The organism is Polynucleobacter sphagniphilus (genome assembly GCF_029892205.1).
In the GTDB taxonomy this organism is placed as follows: domain Bacteria; phylum Pseudomonadota; class Gammaproteobacteria; order Burkholderiales; family Burkholderiaceae; genus Polynucleobacter; species Polynucleobacter sphagniphilus.
In genome coordinates, this window is the sequence record NZ_JARXVX010000002.1 from 290,634 (window position 1) to 308,096 (window position 17,463).

The following is a 17,463-nucleotide window of genomic DNA, read 5'->3' on the forward strand; positions in this document are numbered from 1 at the left end:
GATTTTAAGGACAGAAACCGAACTACGTGAGCTTCTCCGGCGAAGTCTTGTACAAGCCTCTAAAATGGGTCAATGAACAAAACACCTGAACTTTTAGCCCCAGCTGGCAGCCTAGATATGCTGCATACCGCGTTTAATTTCGGCGCAGATGCAATTTATGCTGGACAACCACGCTACTCATTACGCGTTCGCAACAATGACTTTGGAAAGAATGATGTTCTCAAAGAAGGTATAGATACCGCGCATGCCTTGGGGAAGAAATTTTATTTAGTCTCCAATGTAATGCCGCATGGCTCAAAAACGCGTACCTACATTAACGATATGAGCCCGGTAGTTGAGCTAAAACCGGATGCGCTCATCATGTCGGATCCAGGCCTAATTATGATGGCGCGCGAAGCATGGCCTGATATGCCCATTCATTTATCTGTCCAGGCCAATACCGTGAATGGTGCAGCGGCAAAATTTTGGCATAAAGTGGGTGTCACTCGAGTCATTCTCTCGCGTGAACTGTCTTTTGATGAAATTGAAGCCATTCGTCAAGACTGCCCTGAAATGGAATTGGAAGTGTTTGTTCACGGCGCTTTGTGCATGGCCTACTCTGGACGCTGCCTTCTTTCTGGGTACATGTCGCATAGGGATGCCAATCAAGGTGCTTGCACTAATGCCTGTCGCTGGGATTACAAAGTAAAGCCCGCAGAAGAAGATGCTTCAGGTGATGTCTATCTGATTGAAGAAGCAGGCAGACCAAATGAATTAATGCCTATCGAAGAAGATGAGCACGGCACTTACATCATGAACTCAAAAGACTTACGTGCCATCGAACATATTGAGCGATTAACTAAGATGGGTGTGCACTCATTCAAAATTGAAGGTCGCACCAAATCCCCTTACTACGTAGCACGTACTTGCCAGTCCTATCGCGCAGCCATAGATGATGCCGCCGCAGGCAAACCCTTCAATCCAGCTCTACTGGGTCAATTGGAAGGCTTAGCGAACCGTGGATATACCGATGGCTTCTACCAAAGGCATCACGATAGCGAGTATCAACACTATTTAAGAGGCCACTCTTTATCGGGCAGAAGTATGTATGTCGGCGAAGTGCTTGAGTACGACCAGGCAAGCGGCCGCGCTAAGGTGGATGTTAAAAATCGCTTCGCTGTTGGCGATAAGCTAGAAATTCTTGAGCCAGAAGGAAACCACGATATCACTCTCGATGCCATGTGGAATCTAAATAATGAAGCGATCGATGTCGCTCCAGGCTCAGGCCACTTTGTTTGGATCAAACTCCAGCCTAAAGGCAAGCACATCTATATTGCACGTTACGTCAACGAATAAACGCGCTTTATACCGGATCCACGTGGGTCATCACATTCAGAATTGGTAGGCTAGCTAACACTCGGTTGGCAGCCTCCTGGGCAATATCATGTCCAACTTGGACAGTCTCATTACCATCAACTTCAATGTGAACATCAACCAAAATGAGATCGCCCATCTTGCGCGTCCTGAGGTCGTGACATCCCTTCACTCCAGGTGTTGATTGAATAATCTTTTCAATCTTCTGATGCTCCTCCAGAGAAACCGCTCTATCCATTAAGTCATGAAGCGCCTCCCAGCTAAAGTTCCAACCAGTCCTCGCAATCATGAGGCCAACCACTAGGGCGCCCACAGAATCTAAAATTGGATAACCTAGCAAAGCGCCAACAATACCTAAGGCAACCACCAATGAAGAGGCAGCATCTGATCGAGCATGCCAAGCATTAGCAACCAACATAGAGGAGCGTGCACGCTCAGCCACAATCAGCATGTATCGAAACAAGAGTTCTTTGGCAACAAGAGCACCTAAAGCAACATATAAAGCCAAAATCTCAATTTGGCCAACCGCTGTAGGGCTCACAATTTTTTGACCCGCCGACCAGAGCATGCCCACGCCAACAAAAAGAAGTGATACACCCAAGAAAAGTGATGCTGCGGTTTCATAGCGCTGATGTCCATAACGATGATCCTCATCGGCATCTTTACTGCTATGGTGATTAGCAAGTAGCACTACAAAGTCGGCGACCAAATCGGTTAGGGAATGAATACCATCGGCAATTAAACCCTGTGAGCCAGAAATCAAACCCGTAAATACCTGGCCCACCGTTAACGCAAGATTAACGGCAACGCTCACTAGCGTACTTTTTTTGCCGGCCGCTTGTTTTTCGACTGAATCTGATTGCGGGCTGTTCATTAAATCATCCATCCCCGCATATTAACGCCACGGACCCTGAAATGGGGGGATCTCATTAAAACCAGCACCTAGGTCAATTCCTAGCTGCAAAAAAATAGAGACAAGGTAGGATATAGGCAGTTTTAATTAATTACCCCTAGAAAGCTATAAATAATGAGACAAGCTAAAAATTCTACAACACGCGTTCTACTGGCTAGCTTAATTGGCACCACCATCGAATTCTTCGACTTTTATATATACGCCACTGCTGCGGTGTTAGTGTTCCCGAAGCTATTTTTTCCTTCAAGTGACCCCACATCAGCAACCTTACAGTCCCTTGCTACTTTCGCTCTAGCGTTTTTTGCAAGACCGGTTGGCGCCGCCCTATTTGGTCACTTTGGTGATCGTATTGGGCGCAAAGCCACTTTAGTAGCAGCGTTGATGACCATGGGACCATCAACTGTTGCGATCGGTCTGCTGCCAACCTACGCCAGTATTGGCATCATGGCCCCAATACTCCTCGCACTGTTTCGTTTTGGTCAGGGCCTCGGCCTTGGTGGTGAATGGGGCGGCGCAGTCTTACTTGCCACAGAAAATGCCCCTCCTGGAAAACGCGCCTGGTATGGCATGTTTCCGCAACTGGGGGCACCCATCGGCTTTTTACTGTCGACCGGGACATTCTTATTGCTCAGCAATACCTTAAGTGATGAGCAGTTCTTTAACTTTGGCTGGCGCATTCCTTTTGTTGCCAGTGCCATACTGGTTTTCGTTGGCCTCTATGTACGCTTGAAGATCGAAGAGACTCCAGACTTCATTGATGCTATGCAGAAGAACGAGCGCGTTAAGATGCCAATGCATGATGTCATCTTTAAAAATACCCGTATCTTATTTTTTGGCACGATTGCCGCTACTACGACCTTCGTCATTTTTTACCTGATGACAGTTTTTTGCCTCAGTTGGGGTACCTCTGTCTTGCACTACTCTCGCTCAACCTTCTTGTTAGCTCAAATGGTAGGGGTTCTTTTCTTTGCCATTGGTATTCCAATTGCAGGCTTGCTGGCAGATAAATATGGCCGCGGCAATATATTGATTGGGGCTACTGCAATCATCTTCTTGTTCGGCCTAGTCTTTGCGCCACTCTTTTCTACCGGCAGCCTCTTTTTAACCATCGTCTTTTTATCGATCGGCTTACTGTTGATGGGCTTTACCTATGGCCCACTGGGTGCTGCTCTCGCAGAAGTCTTTCCTACAGCTGTTCGCTATACCGGAGCCTCACTCACCTTCACATTGGCAGGAATCCTGGGGGCATCGCTAGCGCCTTACTTGGCAACTTCTCTGGCAACCCAATACGGTCTTGAGTACGTTGGCTACTACTTATCGACTTGCGCCTTGTTATCACTCTTGGGCTTTATTAAAGTGCGCCGCTTAATGCAGGACTAAGATAGTTCACTGACCACAGCATTAAAAAGAGGACAAATGCCCTCTTTTTCATAGGGATTACCCATTTGTGGGCGTAAATCCCTATTACGCACTATTACTGTGCCTAGCATCTTGTAAATGTAACGTCCTCCCCATAGACTTTCACTATGTCTATTCACGCTGCCCTCCATCACGTCACCGAATATAAATATGACCGCCCCGTTAAATTGGGCCCCCAGGTCATCCGCTTGCGTCCTGCACCCCATTGCCGCAGCCATATTCTTTCTTATTCATTAAAAGTGGAGCCTGCGGGGCACTTTGTAAATTGGCAGCAAGATCCTTACGCCAATTACCAAGCGCGCCTGGTTTTCCCAGAAGCAACCAACCACTTCAAGGTCACAGTCGATTTGGTGACGGAGATGGCGGTCTATAACCCCTTTGATTTTTTCTTAGAGCCGGATGCTGAAAACTATCCGTTTAAATACAACTCAGAACTCAGAAGAGAGTTGCGTCCTTATCTACTGAAAATGCGCAATTCTGATTTGAACAAATATTTCAAGACAATTGATCGTAGTGAAATGCGCACGATTGATTTCTTGGTCAAACTGAATCAGCAAGTTCAAAAAGATATTAACTATTTAATTCGGATGGAGCCGGGTGTACAAACTCCAGACGAAACCTTAACGCTGCGCAGTGGCTCATGCCGAGATTCTGCATGGTTGATGGTTAACTTGCTACGACTATGTGGTTTAGCAGCACGCTTTGTCTCTGGCTACCTGATTCAACTCACACCCGATGTCAAATCTTTGGATGGCCCTAGTGGCACTGAAGTCGACTTCACCGACCTACATGCTTGGTGTGAAGTCTACCTACCAGGGGCAGGCTGGATTGGCCTGGATCCAACTTCCGGACTGATGGCTGGCGAAGGTCATATTCCCGTAGCCTGCACACCAGAGCCTTCTGGAGCCGCCCCGATTGAAGGTGGCGTAGATGAGTGCGAAGTTGAATTTACGCACACAATGGATGTCACTCGCATCTACGAATCTCCCCGGGTTACTAAACCCTATACCGAAGATCAATGGGAAGCCATTGTTGAGTTAGGGCACAAAGTCGATAAGCAATTATTTGCCGATGATGTTCGCCTTACGATGGGTGGAGAGCCAACCTTTGTTTCAGTGAACGGTCGCGATGAGCGCGAATGGAATGTAGATGCTCTTGGACCAACCAAACGCGGCTATGCAACCGACTTGGTCGAGAAGCTCCGCGCAGAATACGGCGATGGCGGCTTTCTCCATTTTGGTCAAGGCAAATGGTACCCAGGCGAACAACTTCCGCGTTGGGCTCTTTCGATCTATTGGAGAGCAGATGGCGAGCCGATTTGGAAGAACCCCAAACTCTTTGCGGATGAACGTAGCCCGATTACCTATACAAGCAAGGATGCAGATTTATTTATTCGCACACTGTCTGGCAATTTAGGTTTACCTGATCGGTTTATTGAGCCGGCATATGAAGACACCTTCTATTACCTCTGGCGTGAATCAAAATTACCGGTCAACGTAGATCCATTTCACTCTAATCTCGATGATGAGATGGAGCGCACCAGATTGAAACGCGTCTTCACTCAAAAACTAGACTCTGTCATTGGTTATGTGCTGCCAATCGAGGCGGCACATGGTCAAAATTATTTTGATACCAAATGGAAAACAGGACCATGGCTATACCGGGAGGACCGACTCTATCTATTGCCGGGCGATTCTCCCATGGGCTATCGCCTGCCACTCGATTCTTTACCTTGGACCAGCAAGGCTGACTACCCTTACCTGATTGAGGAAGACCCTTTTGCGCCAAAGGTGGCGCTGCCATCTGCCGCAACTATTGAGCAGCAATATCGCCCGCTAGGCAAAGACAGCGCAACTTCCAGCAAGAGTGTTTGGAGCACCTCTCAAGAGGTACGCCTCCCCCAAAGACAAGAATCTGCTAGCTGGATCACTAGAACGGCCTTGTGTGTTGAAACACGTGACCCTATGCGCTCCAATGGGCCTAAAGCAGAAAATGAACATGGCGGCAAAAATGGTGCGCTTTATGTCTTTATGCCGCCACTAGCTAGGCTTGAAGACTATCTCAATCTTTTGCATGCAATTGAAGCCACCGCAGAGCAATTGCAGTTTCAGATTGTGCTCGAGGGCTACCCTCCTCCGCGCGACCCTAGATTAAAACTCTTACAAGTTACACCTGATCCAGGCGTCATTGAGGTGAACATCCATCCGGCGCATAACTGGAATGAATTGGTTGAGCATACCGAATTCTTATATAAAGCTGCCTTTGAATCCCGCCTTTCGGCTGAGAAATTTATGACCGATGGCCGCCACACTGGCACTGGCGGAGGGAATCACTTTGTAATGGGTGGCGCCACCCCAAGTGACAGCCCTTTCTTACGCCGACCTGAATTATTGGCCAGCCTGATTCTGTATTGGCATAACCACCCTAGCTTGAGCTATCTATTTAGCGGCATGTTTATTGGGCCAACGAGCCAAGCGCCGCGTGTAGATGAGGCGCGCAATGATCAACTCTACGAGCTCGAAATTGCTTTAAAGCAAATACATGAAAATCGTAAAAAGTATGGTGACAGCATGCCGCCGTGGTTGGTCGATCGCACCTTACGTAATATCTTGATTGATGTTACAGGCAATACCCATCGCAGTGAGTTCTGTATCGACAAAATGTATTCACCAGATAGCCAAACTGGCCGACTCGGTTTGCTGGAATTACGTGCTTTTGAGATGCCGCCTCATGCCCATATGAGTATCGTACAGCAACTCCTGATTCGTGCCTTGATTGCCCGCTTCTGGAATGAACCTTACCAAGCGCCAGCAACTCGCTGGGGGACTGAGCTGCATGATCGCTGCCTATTACCAACCTTCATCAAGATGGACTTTGCCGATGTCATTGAAGAAATGCAGCAACTCGGCTACGCATTCAAAACAGAATGGTTTGCACCGCATTTTGAGTTCCGCTTTCCATTGATTGGTCAAGTACAAACCATGGGTACTGAAATTACCCTACGCAATGCCTTAGAGCCTTGGCATGTGATGGGCGAAGAAGGTGCTCCTGGAGGTACAGCTCGTTATGTAGATTCCTCACTCGAGCGTATTGAAGTGTGTGTGACCGGCCTCAATCAAAGTCGCTACACCGTTACCTGTAATGGCAAGCCACTACCGCTACAGCCAACCGGCATTGCTGGTGAGTATGTAGCAGGCGTTCGCTATAAGGCATGGAATCCACCCTCCAGCCTGCATCCAAGTATTGGGGTACATGCACCTCTAACATTTGACGTTATTGATACTTGGATGAAACGCTCTGTTGGAGGGTGCCAGTACCATGTTGCTCATCCAGGCGGCCTGAATTACGACACTTTCCCTATTAATGCCTATGAAGCCGAAAGCCGCAGATTATCGCGCTTCTTCCGCATGGGACATACACCGGGAACAATCGCAGATTTGAGCGCAAATATTGAGCTGGCTGTTAGTCGTGAGTTTCCATTTACGCTGGATATGCGACAGTGAGACAATAGGCCGTGGACTATCCTCAGCCTGAACTACCGCACATTTATACCGCCTCACTCATCGATGAGGTGCGTGACCTTGCGCCCAGGGCTGAGCCGGGTCACTACGAGGAACTTCGAAATAGTTCAGGTGAACTAGCTTCGCATTGGAAGACGTTTTTTGAGCAACTCGAGCCTACGGGTTTGGCAGACTTAGATCAGCGTACTCAAGAGCTAAATCGTCAAGTACGTGAAAACGGGATCACGTACAACGTATATGCCGATGAATTCGGTCCTCAACGCCCTTGGTCCGTAGACCTCTTTCCGCTGATTATTAATACCCAAGCCTGGCAAGAGATTGAATCAGGAGTACTGCAAAGAGCACGCTTACTTGAGGCAATCATGTCGGATGTCTATGGCCCTCAAACCTTACTTAAGGAGGGTTTGATTCCTCCTGCCTTAGTGCATGGCCATCCCGCTTATATACGCTCGATGCATGGTGTAAGCCCGCCGAGTAGTAGACACCTGCACATTATTGCCTTTGATTTAGCTAGAGCGCCAGATGGCAGCTGGTCAGTGCTGTCTCAGCGCACACAAGCACCATCCGGTTTAGGCTATCTACTCGAAAATCGAAATCTCATTGCAAGACAATTTCCTAAGGCCTATCAAGCCATACAAGTGGCGCCTTTAGCGAACGTTTACAGAGACCTCATTGATTCACTTAAATCCCAGAGTCCAGCTGGTTCCAATGCGCATATTGCCCTCTTAACACCAGGGCCATATAACGAGACTTATTTCGAGCATGCTTATCTTGCACGCTATCTTGGCCTTACTTTGGTTGAAGGTGGGGACTTGACAGTGAGAGATCGTCACCTTTTCTTAAAAACAGTGAAAGGTTTAGAGCCGGTTCATATTCTCTTAAAACGTCTTGATGATGAATTCTTAGATCCACTGGAGTTGCGTGCCGACTCTACACTTGGCGTTCCAGGATTACTTCAAGTGATCCGGGCTGGCAATGTCATCCTTGCTAATGCGCCAGGTTCAGCCTTTTTAGAGTCACCCGCTTTATTGGGCTTCCTTCCCGGCATCAGTGAGCGCCTGCTGGGCGAGAAAATCCAATTACCTGCGATGGATACGTGGTGGTGCGGAGAAAGAGCCGCACTAGAGGCCGCGATTCCGAACCTGGGAATGAGTGCTATTAAACCGACCTACTCCGGCGCTCCAGGTCATGAACAATATGAAGCAACCCTAGGCGCTTCGCTAAACCAAGCGCAGCTAGATGAATGGGTTGGGCGCATTACCCGTCAACCCGATGAACACACAGTGCAACGCTATATTCCCCTGGCGCAAATGCCGGTATGGCTCAATGCCTTCAACCTGAATAATGCGTCTTTAATTGAGCCCCACTCTTACATGCTCAGAGTGTTTGCACTGAGTAATGGCTCTGATAGTTGGCAAGTTCTACCAGGAGGCTTGGCACGCATCGCCTCATCGGACCCAGGTATTGCGTCGATGCAGCGCGGTGGCAGCAGCGCCGATGTTTGGGTGCAAAGCCACCACCAAACAGCTCAAGAGCCTCTCGCACCACAAACACTGCACAAAGCGCCAATTTCTCGCAAACGCATTGTCACTAGTCGCGCCGCAGAAAATCTTTACTGGTTTGGCCGCTATACCGAAAGAAGCGAGAATCTTTTGCGTTTAGCTAAGTTCTATCTTGAAAGCGTCAATGCTGACTACCTCCCTTCTAAACATCTTTGGGTTTGGTTGGGTAGCTTATGCACCCAATACGGCCTGGTGCCTGACGGTGTGCCAAGCAATTTCGAGCATGGCGATGCACACCACCGTATCTTCGAGCGTACCCTGATTGATTGCCTTGGGCATTGGCAACATGCCACTAGCGTTGGCTTTAATCTTCAAGCCATGAAACGGACAGCCTCTAATGTAAGGGAGCGACTTTCAACCGAACAGTGGGGTAGCATCAATGCCTGCATCGATCAATTTCAAGCAGATTGCCATAAAGCAACCGCCTTTCAGGATTTCTCGTCCTCCCTGGCAATAGAAGCATTAAATCGCGCAAATAGCTCGCTAGCCGCCATTACTGGGGCACAAACTGATCGCATGACGCGTGATGATGGCTGGCAGCTTTTAACTATCGGCCGCTATATTGAACGTTTGTCTTTCTTAACAAATGCCTTGGACAAAGCAATCACATCGGGCTTACTAAATAATCCCAATGCCGATAGCTCTGGCTATATGGCCCTACTGGCTTTATTTGATAGCACCATTACTTTCCACGCCCAACATCAACAAAGTCGTGAAATTGAACCCCTCGTCAGCCTCCTGGTACTCGATGATGAGAACCCCCGCTCATTGGCTTGGGTGACTAAAGCATTGCGAGCTAGACTTTCCAAGCTAGCAGGTACTGAACGCAATCATCCAGATGAACTAACCAGTAGCGTCACTAATTTCCAAAATTATTCACTGGATGCGCTTTGCACGCTTGATTCACAGGGAAATTTCTACAACTTACGCGATTGCCTGCAAAACTGCGCTAATGCTGCCTGGAATGTGTCGGATGAAATTAGTGCGCGTTACTTTAATTTGATTCATCAGAATCACTATCGAGTACAAACCTAGCCCATATTATGTTGCTCGAAATTACCCACGATACCCACTATAGCTACGATCCCAACGTCGAGATTGCGCAACATCTTGCCCATCTAAAACCTGCTGAAACAAGTACTCAGAAAATCCTGAAATCAAATATTCATATTGATCCATCACCGGCCTGGCAAGATCAAAGTATTGATAACTACGGCAATGTATGTGATTTTTTTTCTCTCCAAAATCGACATCGTGAATTAACCATCTCTGTTCAATCCCTGGTCGAAACATTACCCCGCCAGACCCAAGCACCAGACCCAAACAAGACACCAAGCTGGGAAGCGGTACGAGAATACTTTAGGTACCACACGGGCACCCGTTGGGATGCTGCTTCAGAGTTTTTATTTGCCTCCCCTTTTGCCCCTATCAGATCTGAGTTTGCCGAATTCGCAAGAGTAAATTTCACTCCTAACAGACCTATTTTGGAAGCAGCTATCGACCTGATGCGACGCATCCATAGCGAATTTCATTACGTGAGCAAAAGTACTGATATTGATACTCCAGCTCATGAAGCACTCAAAAAGCGTGAGGGGGTATGCCAAGATTTTTCGCACATACTGATTGCCAGCTTGCGCAATCTTGGTCTACCCGCCAAATACATCAGTGGCTATATCCTTACCAATCCACCGCCCGGTCAACCGCGCTTAATTGGTGGGGACGCCTCGCATGCTTGGGCAGCTGTTTACATTCCTCGTTTAAATGATCAGGGCCAACTTACTTCGGGGTTTTGGTGCGATCTTGACCCAACTAATAATCGCTGGGGTATTGATTCCCCGGGTGAAGATTATGTGAACTTAGCCCAAGGTAGGGACTATGGTGACGTTTCACCGATTAAAGGCGTTATTCATGGTGGCGCCGATCACAAAATGAATGTAGCCGTTACGGTAATGCCTGCGGAATAATTGGGCATCTGCAATCAATAAGTTCCAATTTGGTGCATACCATTTAAAAAGTGTGCACATCAGAATTTCTGACGATATTCAGGAACTTAAGATACGGTATGCGTATCAAAATTACTAAAAGCCTGTTTATGAAAGCTCGGGAGCTTGCGGCGTCCACAGATGAAGGAAATCAGCCATTATTTTTCATGGAGGGTGAGTATCCTGCCATCCTTACGCCCGATGGCAAGATTGAAGTAATCAGCACCTCAACCATTAAAGCCTACTTCTCCTTCTCTCAATTTCGAGAGCGTATTTCTTTAGGTGAATTTGTCATCCTAGAGGCCTAATAAAAAAAGCCCCAGCAACGGGGCTTTTAAATACTGCAGCTGTCTACTGAACTACGATATTGGCATTCTGACGAATTTGGGTTAAATAGTCATACTGTCTTTTCTGGATGAGGCCAGCTCGAATCGCTGTTTTGGCCGCTTCAAATGTAGGTGGCTTGCTGGTTTTTTTATCTTCCAATTTAACCAAGTAATATCCTTCTGGCATTTTGATAGGCTCAGGTGATACCTGGCCTTTGGAGAGTGTGGTCAGTACACTCGCAATTTGCGGTAAGGTTTGCCCGGCTTGGATCCAGCCTATCGCTCCGCCATCTTTCTTGTTGGGGGCTAATGAAACGCTACTGGCCACTTTTGCAAAGGGCTCCCCTTTTTTAATTCTGGCTAAAGCTGCCTCGGCTTCAGCCTCAGTAGCAACTGCGATATCCGATACTTTGTACTGAACAATCTCACCACGTGGGCCGAGCGATGCAATCTCGCGGTCGTACTCAGCCTTAACATCCTCATCGGTAACAGGGTGCTGGGCAAGGTAATTTGATAGCTCTAATTCAGCTAAATAATTCTGACGCATTAATGCAAGCTGACTATTGGCTTTATCAGAGTTGGCTAAACCATCTTTATCGGCTTGCTGGGCAAGCAGCGAAACTTCAATCAACCTACTCAAAACTGCATTACGCAAATCAGGTGAATCCTTTTGGCCTTGGGCCAGCGCAGTCTTAATACCCTGCTCAACCATGTCATTGGTAATAATCAGGCCATTTACAGAAGCAGCTGCATTAATGGGTGGTACCTGTCCATGAGCGCTGGCTATGCATGCTGCAGCTAACAAAGATGCCGCAATAAAACGAATGTTGATAGAAGTCATATTTTCATTCTTTTTAATATAGATGCCTTATAGTAACAGGACTATATGGCGAAACCAACTAGGCACCCCTCATCAATCATCTGCAGGTTTTAGCGATGTGCGTTCAATATCTCACCACCGCCAACGCAGACTGGGTCAAAACTACTTTTGATTTGGAATTGCCCAAGACGCAAGTACACGACGTCTTTCCTACCTATCCCGGCCCAATCATTCTACGCAGCCATCAAACCAATCGTTCCGCTATTGGGATGGCGCGATTTGGATTTCTACCCTCATGGGCTAAAGAAGAAAATTTTGGTAGACATACCTATAACGCACGCGCAGAAACCGTGGATGAGAAACCATCCTATCGTGCCGCCTGGAAGAATCGACATTACGCCCTTGCTCTGGCAGATCAATTTTATGAGCCTTGCTATGAAACTGGTAAAGCGGTCCGCACAGGTATTAAGCAAGTCAATGGTGAGCCAATGGCGATTGCTTCGATTTGGGATACCTGGACTGAGCCAGATACAGGCGAGTTGATTGTGTCTTTTTCCAAGCTCACCATTAATGCCAACGACCATCCAGTGATGCAGCGCCTTCACAAGCCAGAGGAGGAAAAACGCACTGTTGTACCTTTGCGCCCGGAACTGTTTAATGCCTGGCTCGATGCCACCCCCGAAAGTGCACGCCAACTACTGAGCATTCAATCCATGCCAGAACTACAAATCTGCTAGCTCGAGGCAATAAAAAACCACCCCGAAGAGTGGTTTTTTAAATCAGAAGAATGTATTTCTCAATTAGCTTGCCATTTTGTCTTGCTGTTTATCTAGAATCACCTCAGGGTCTTGCGCAGCAACCCAGGATGGATTGTCCAGGCGATTCTTGAGAATATTTTTATCTAACTCGCCAGTCCAGTTGGCAACCACAATCGTGGCCACACCGTTACCAACCAAGTTAGTTAAAGCACGCGCTTCAGACATAAAGCGATCGATACCCAGAATCAATGCCAAACCAGCAACGGGTAGATTTCCAACGGCAGATAAAGTAGCGGCCAAGACAATAAAGCCACTACCAGTTACCCCTGCTGCGCCTTTTGAAGTCAAGAGCAATACCAAAAGCATGGTGAGCTGTTGAGTCAGCGACATCGGTGTATCCGTTGCTTGGGCAATAAATACCGCTGCCATCGTCAGGTAGATCGAAGTGCCATCAAGGTTAAAGGAATAACCCGTTGGAATGACTAAGCCAACACAAGCTTTATTAGCACCGAGGTTTTCCATTTTTTCCATCATGCGTGGCAAGACAGATTCTGAAGAGGAAGTTCCCAATACGATGAGAAGCTCTTCTTTAATGTAACGCACGAATTTAAAGATACTAAATCCATTAAAGCGAGCAATAAGGCCTAAAACAATAAAGATAAACAATAAGCAGGTCAGATAAAAAGACCCCATTAATTTACCCAAGGAGAAGAGGGAAACAATGCCGTATTTACCAATCGTAAATGCCATTGCACCAAAAGCACCTATTGGGGCAAACTTCATGATGAAACCAATCATGTCAAACAGCACATGGGATGTTTTTTCCACCATATCAAATACCAGCGTGCCGCGCCCACCAAAGCGATGCAAGGCAAAGCCGAATAAAACGGCAATGAACAATACCTGCAAAATCTCGCCTTTGGCAAAAGCCTCAACAGCGGTATTAGGAATGATGTTGATTAAAAAGTCAGTAGTAGTGCCCAACTTTCCAGGGCCTGTATAGGCAGCAATACCTTTGGTATCAATGCTTGCTGGATCAATGTTCATTCCAACGCCAGGCCGGAGAATGTTGACCACCATTAAACCGATGATCAAGGCAAGGCTACTGACGATTTCGAAGTACAAGAGGGCCAGGCCACCAGTTTTTCCGACCTTCTTCATGTCTTCCATGCCAGCAATTCCGAGCACGACAGTACAGAAAATAATCGGGGAAATGAGCATTTTGATTGCCTTGATAAAGGCATCGCCCCAAGGCTTCATCGCCACACCCAATTCAGGATAAAAGTGTCCGAGCAGTACGCCGGTGATCACTGCAAATATCACCTGAAAGTAAAGAACCCGATAAAAGGGAAGTTTTTTCTTAGCCAGAGTATTGGAACTCATGTTGCTCCCAGAATAGTATTAAAGGCTTTATTAAAACAGATTTAGCTCTCTGCCTCTACTGAAATAGCGAAATAAAAAGTATCCCGAAAAATATTGCTGTGCAGCATATTTTAAGGATCAATATCCACACTTAGCAGAATGAAACCCGGCATCTTTTTTCTTTGCTATGCTCAAGCTTCTACAGAGGATAAACATGACAAACGACAATCAAACCCAAAACGACGAAGACTTCGACTATGGGTGTGAATGCGCCATGACACTGCTCAACGAACCTACCGAAGATTGTTTAAATGATCTGATTGACGAGCTAGATGAAGATGGCATGATCTCAACTGAAGTGGTTTATGGTCTGTTAGCCACTATCTTAATGAGCATGACATCTGAGGATGGCGAAGAAGAGCATTAAGCGGTAAGGCTAGCTTTAAGCATCTACGCTTTTAGCCAGCCTAAGCAAATCGTCCGGGTAAAGCCAGCGCCACTCCCCTTGGGCCAAATCACCTGGCATGCTGTATTGACCGATCTCGGTGCGATGAAGTTTGGCCACATGATTCCCAACGGCTGCCATCATCCGCTTCACCTGGTGATAGCGCCCTTCTACTATAGTCATAGCCAGCTTTCGCTCATCGAGCTGTCGACAAGCTGTCGCAAAACATGGCTTAGGATCATCATCCAACACCACGCCATTGAGCAAGTGATCTATTTGCTTTTGCGTTATGGGTTCTGGAGTGGCAATTTCATACACCTTGCCGATATTTTTCTTCGGACTGGTCATCTTATGAATAAATTGCCCATCATCTGAAATTAACAAAAGACCTGTTGTGTCGTAATCCAGCCTTCCTACACATTGCAAGCCACGCTCGACAAAAGGCCTTGGCAATAAACCATACACACTAGGGTGGTGAGTTGCCTTATGTGAGCACTCATAGTCAGGGGGCTTATTAAAAGCGATATAGGCTTTTTCATGAAACTCCCAATCCCGACCCTCGACATTTAATATCAAACCTTCAGTTGATAAACGCTCCTCAGGGTCTTGCGCCAACTCTCCATTGACCTTCACTAAATCTGCATAGACCAAGTCACTGCAGTAGCGTCTCGTTCCAAAGCCTTGGCTAAATAGAATTTTTTCTAAAGAAATTGGTTTTGCCATATACCGGGAAGGATACTACAGGGGTTTCAATTGGAGATTATCTGATTATCATTGAAGCCAGTTTGCTGTTAAACCAATCCTCTATTGAATGCTGAAAGATCGAATGCTTCCCACCCCCTCACCTCGCTCCCCACTGCATCAGCGCACAATCAGCTTAAATGGCTATGCACGTGAAGATGGCCTATGGGATATCGAAGCACATTTAGTTGATACCAAATCACATGTATTTAACACCGGCACCATTCAGTGGGAGCCGGGCCAAGCAATCCACGATATGTGGATTCGACTAACTGTAAATCAGGAATTGGTTATTCAGGCGATTGAAGTTGCCATGGATAGCCACCCCCATCCCGAATGTCCGGAAGTAATTCCCCCTATGGATAGCCTGATTGGCGCAAGACTTGGCAAGGGCTGGAGAAAAATGATTGAGCTTCACCTAGGCGGCATCAAGGGCTGCACACACTTGAGAGAGTTACTTGCCAGCATGGCGACAGCAGCCTTTCAGGCGGTACCTGGCGCGCTGTTTGATGCCGATGAGAATAAACCACCACTCTATTTAGGTACTTGTAAATCTTGGGATTTTGACGGGGCAGCTGTACTACGCCACTACCCCAAGTTTTATCAATGGAAGCCTAAACCTTAAGAGAGCTTAGGCCTTTGTACGATAAACATTAAATGGGTTGAAGGCTTGTTGCACTGGCATCACCTCTAATACGTTAATGTTCATATGACTAGGCAAAGTGGCAGACCAAAAAATAGCTTCAGCAACATCGTCCGCGCTTAAGGCTTTCACTCCGGTATAAACCGTTTCTGCTTTGGCATCATCTCCTTTAAAGCGCACATTGGAGAATTCAGTACCAGAGCACATACCAGGCTCTATGCACGTAACACGAACCGGAGTACCAACCAAATCAGCACGCAAGTTCAAGCTAAATTGCTTCACAAATGCCTTTGTACCACCATACACATTACCACCAGGATAAGGGTAGTTTGCTGCTACTGAGCCCAAATTAATCACATGCCCACACTTGCGCTCAACCATGCCGGGTAAAAATGCGCGCGTCATATGAACCAAGCCTTTAATGTTGGTATCAATCATCCGATCCCAATCCGATAGATGAGCTTGATGTGCGGGCTCTAGACCTAAAGCCAGGCCGGCATTGTTGACTAAGATGGTCGCGTTGGCAAAATCTGTAGGCAAGCTAGCAGCCAATTTTTCGATCGCTGTGCTGTCGCATACGTCGGCGGCTAAGGTCAATAATTTGTTTTGCTGCTCTGCAGGAAGTGATACCTTGAGTGCTTCTAGGCGCTCGACCCTTCTTCCTAAAGCAATGACCTTGTGGCCATGAGCCAAAAACCGGCGGGCTGTGGCCTCACCAAATCCAGCGGTAGCGCCAGTAACTAAGACAGTGTGTTCCATATTCTCTCTTTAGGGTTTCTAATAATTTAATATTAAAGCCTATATGAAAATATTGCCGTCCTTCTTCTGCTTATTGCTTTGCTTGTCTGCATTTCCAAGTTGGGCAGATGATGGCAAGCCAACTAATGACTTTTTAGGCCTACAGTCTGATCCAAGCCCCTTCTCTAGCCAGCATATTCTGGAATTCTGGGGTTATCACGACTACCAAGGTTCAGGTGATTACAGCAATACACTCAGATTACGTTACTACCAACCAGCAGCGCTCGATAGCTGGCGCGGTACTTTGCGTCTTGATACCGCGTATGTAGCAAATTATGGTCCATCCGAAATAAATCAGTCATCTCGAAGCTATTCGGCGGGCAATACTATGCTGACTGTTTGGGGCAATCACCCTGGATTTTTGGAGAACTGGGGAGGCACCCTAGGTGGACGAATCATATTTCCATTTGGAAACAATGGTCAGTGGACTCTTGGACCGCAGGTAGGACAGGTCTTTCAATCGGTGGAGGGGAGTCATGCACTCTTGAACGACTTTTCCCCTCTGATGCGCTATTTATACGGATTTGCAGCAAGTGGCACACCACTATCTAATCAACCCCCTCCACTGCGAAGATTGGGTCTCTACCCCACCCTTGGATTTAATATCACACCAAACACACAGATACGTCTTTGGGATGAAAACGGCGTGTACTACAACACTGCTGGTGGTGGATGGTTTGTACCGATTGATGCAATGGTGACGCACCGCTTTAATAAAGATTTTTTAATTGCCATAGGTGCAAGTAAGCAAGTAGTTCAAACCTACCAAGAATATAACTGGTCGGTTTACGGCAAACTTTCGTTTAACTTCTAAATTTAA

The 17,463-nt window shown here is 47.0% G+C and carries 15 protein-coding genes; 10 read left to right on the forward strand and 5 right to left on the reverse strand.

Annotated elements, in window-relative coordinates:
• Nucleotides 1–72: 72 nt before the first annotated feature.
• On the forward strand, nt 73–1,335 hold the full coding sequence (locus M2125_RS05770) for a peptidase U32 family protein (protein WP_076023521.1): 1,263 nt from the start codon (nt 73–75) through the stop codon (nt 1,333–1,335).
• Between the two features lie 7 nt (nt 1,336–1,342).
• On the opposite strand, the gene M2125_RS05775 is transcribed toward M2125_RS05770, so the two are convergent.
• A complete protein-coding gene (locus M2125_RS05775; protein ID WP_233126631.1) occupies nt 1,343–2,227 on the reverse strand; it encodes a cation diffusion facilitator family transporter in 885 nt (294 codons plus the stop codon).
• A gap of 153 nt (nt 2,228–2,380) precedes the next feature.
• On the opposite strand from M2125_RS05775, the gene M2125_RS05780 reads away from it, so the two are divergent.
• The 5 genes from M2125_RS05780 (at nt 2,381) to M2125_RS05800 (ending at nt 11,058) form a co-directional block, all read left to right on the forward strand.
• Nucleotides 2,381–3,646, forward strand: a complete 1,266-nt coding sequence (locus M2125_RS05780) for an MFS transporter (protein WP_280742687.1) — start codon at nt 2,381–2,383, stop codon at nt 3,644–3,646.
• Between the two features lie 146 nt (nt 3,647–3,792).
• Nucleotides 3,793–7,188, forward strand: a complete 3,396-nt coding sequence (locus tag M2125_RS05785; protein ID WP_277542327.1) for a transglutaminase family protein — start codon at nt 3,793–3,795, stop codon at nt 7,186–7,188.
• 11 nt (nt 7,189–7,199) lie between these two features.
• On the forward strand, nt 7,200–9,803 hold the full coding sequence (locus M2125_RS05790; RefSeq protein WP_280742688.1) for a circularly permuted type 2 ATP-grasp protein: 2,604 nt from the start codon (nt 7,200–7,202) through the stop codon (nt 9,801–9,803).
• A gap of 8 nt (nt 9,804–9,811) precedes the next feature.
• Nucleotides 9,812–10,732, forward strand: a complete 921-nt coding sequence (locus tag M2125_RS05795; protein WP_280741876.1) for a transglutaminase family protein — start codon at nt 9,812–9,814, stop codon at nt 10,730–10,732.
• A gap of 98 nt (nt 10,733–10,830) precedes the next feature.
• Entirely contained in the window at nt 10,831–11,058 is a 228-nt protein-coding gene (locus M2125_RS05800) for a hypothetical protein (RefSeq protein ID WP_076023516.1), read from the forward strand.
• A gap of 43 nt (nt 11,059–11,101) precedes the next feature.
• On the opposite strand, the gene M2125_RS05805 is transcribed toward M2125_RS05800, so the two are convergent.
• Nucleotides 11,102–11,917 carry a foldase protein PrsA gene (locus M2125_RS05805; protein WP_076023515.1) on the reverse strand — a complete coding sequence of 272 codons (816 nt, stop codon included), beginning with the start codon at nt 11,915–11,917 and terminating at the stop codon, nt 11,102–11,104.
• A gap of 95 nt (nt 11,918–12,012) precedes the next feature.
• On the opposite strand from M2125_RS05805, the gene M2125_RS05810 reads away from it, so the two are divergent.
• Nucleotides 12,013–12,633 carry an SOS response-associated peptidase gene (locus M2125_RS05810; RefSeq protein ID WP_280742689.1) on the forward strand — a complete coding sequence of 207 codons (621 nt, stop codon included), beginning with the start codon at nt 12,013–12,015 and terminating at the stop codon, nt 12,631–12,633.
• A 63-nt stretch (nt 12,634–12,696) separates the two neighbouring features.
• Here the strand turns inward: M2125_RS05810 and M2125_RS05815 are convergent, their stop codons facing one another.
• Nucleotides 12,697–14,037, reverse strand: coding sequence for a dicarboxylate/amino acid:cation symporter (locus M2125_RS05815; RefSeq protein WP_280742690.1), 1,341 nt, complete (start codon nt 14,035–14,037; stop codon nt 12,697–12,699).
• A gap of 193 nt (nt 14,038–14,230) precedes the next feature.
• Between M2125_RS05815 and M2125_RS05820 the strand changes: the two genes are divergently transcribed.
• Nucleotides 14,231–14,443 (forward strand): hypothetical protein, encoded by a 213-nt coding sequence (locus M2125_RS05820; protein WP_076023828.1) that lies wholly within the window; start codon nt 14,231–14,233, stop codon nt 14,441–14,443.
• A gap of 15 nt (nt 14,444–14,458) precedes the next feature.
• Here M2125_RS05820 and M2125_RS05825 read toward each other — a convergent pair whose 3' ends face one another.
• Complete coding sequence (locus M2125_RS05825) at nt 14,459–15,184, reverse strand: pseudouridine synthase (RefSeq protein WP_076023512.1); 726 nt, start codon at nt 15,182–15,184, stop codon at nt 14,459–14,461.
• A 103-nt stretch (nt 15,185–15,287) separates the two neighbouring features.
• Here M2125_RS05825 and M2125_RS05830 point away from each other — a divergent pair, with 103 nt between their 5' ends.
• Entirely contained in the window at nt 15,288–15,827 is a 540-nt protein-coding gene (locus M2125_RS05830) for a DUF2889 domain-containing protein (RefSeq protein ID WP_280742691.1), read from the forward strand.
• Nucleotides 15,828–15,833: 6 nt separating this feature from the next.
• Here M2125_RS05830 and M2125_RS05835 read toward each other — a convergent pair whose 3' ends face one another.
• Nucleotides 15,834–16,604: an SDR family oxidoreductase gene (locus tag M2125_RS05835; protein ID WP_076023511.1), complete on the reverse strand. Its 771-nt coding sequence runs from the start codon at nt 16,602–16,604 to the stop codon at nt 15,834–15,836.
• A gap of 43 nt (nt 16,605–16,647) precedes the next feature.
• On the opposite strand from M2125_RS05835, the gene M2125_RS05840 reads away from it, so the two are divergent.
• Entirely contained in the window at nt 16,648–17,457 is an 810-nt protein-coding gene (locus tag M2125_RS05840; RefSeq protein ID WP_280741881.1) for a hypothetical protein, read from the forward strand.
• Nucleotides 17,458–17,463 lie beyond the last annotated feature (6 nt).

What these genes read in the sequence shown, in the direction of transcription:
- M2125_RS05770 (WP_076023521.1), top strand. Translation starts at nt 73, where the DNA reads ATGAACAAAACACCTGAACTTTTAGCCCCAGCTGGCAGCCTAGATATG.
- M2125_RS05775 (WP_233126631.1), bottom strand. Translation starts at nt 2,227, where the DNA reads ATGAACAGCCCGCAATCAGATTCAGTCGAAAAACAAGCGGCCGGCAAA.
- M2125_RS05780 (WP_280742687.1), top strand. Translation starts at nt 2,381, where the DNA reads ATGAGACAAGCTAAAAATTCTACAACACGCGTTCTACTGGCTAGCTTA.
- M2125_RS05785 (WP_277542327.1), top strand. Translation starts at nt 3,793, where the DNA reads ATGTCTATTCACGCTGCCCTCCATCACGTCACCGAATATAAATATGAC.
- M2125_RS05795 (WP_280741876.1), top strand. Translation starts at nt 9,812, where the DNA reads ATGTTGCTCGAAATTACCCACGATACCCACTATAGCTACGATCCCAAC.
- M2125_RS05800 (WP_076023516.1), top strand. Translation starts at nt 10,831, where the DNA reads ATGCGTATCAAAATTACTAAAAGCCTGTTTATGAAAGCTCGGGAGCTT.
- M2125_RS05805 (WP_076023515.1), bottom strand. Translation starts at nt 11,917, where the DNA reads ATGACTTCTATCAACATTCGTTTTATTGCGGCATCTTTGTTAGCTGCA.
- M2125_RS05810 (WP_280742689.1), top strand. Translation starts at nt 12,013, where the DNA reads ATGTGCGTTCAATATCTCACCACCGCCAACGCAGACTGGGTCAAAACT.
- M2125_RS05815 (WP_280742690.1), bottom strand. Translation starts at nt 14,037, where the DNA reads ATGAGTTCCAATACTCTGGCTAAGAAAAAACTTCCCTTTTATCGGGTT.
- M2125_RS05820 (WP_076023828.1), top strand. Translation starts at nt 14,231, where the DNA reads ATGACAAACGACAATCAAACCCAAAACGACGAAGACTTCGACTATGGG.
- M2125_RS05825 (WP_076023512.1), bottom strand. Translation starts at nt 15,184, where the DNA reads ATGGCAAAACCAATTTCTTTAGAAAAAATTCTATTTAGCCAAGGCTTT.
- M2125_RS05830 (WP_280742691.1), top strand. Translation starts at nt 15,288, where the DNA reads ATGCTTCCCACCCCCTCACCTCGCTCCCCACTGCATCAGCGCACAATC.
- M2125_RS05835 (WP_076023511.1), bottom strand. Translation starts at nt 16,604, where the DNA reads ATGGAACACACTGTCTTAGTTACTGGCGCTACCGCTGGATTTGGTGAG.
- M2125_RS05840 (WP_280741881.1), top strand. Translation starts at nt 16,648, where the DNA reads ATGAAAATATTGCCGTCCTTCTTCTGCTTATTGCTTTGCTTGTCTGCA.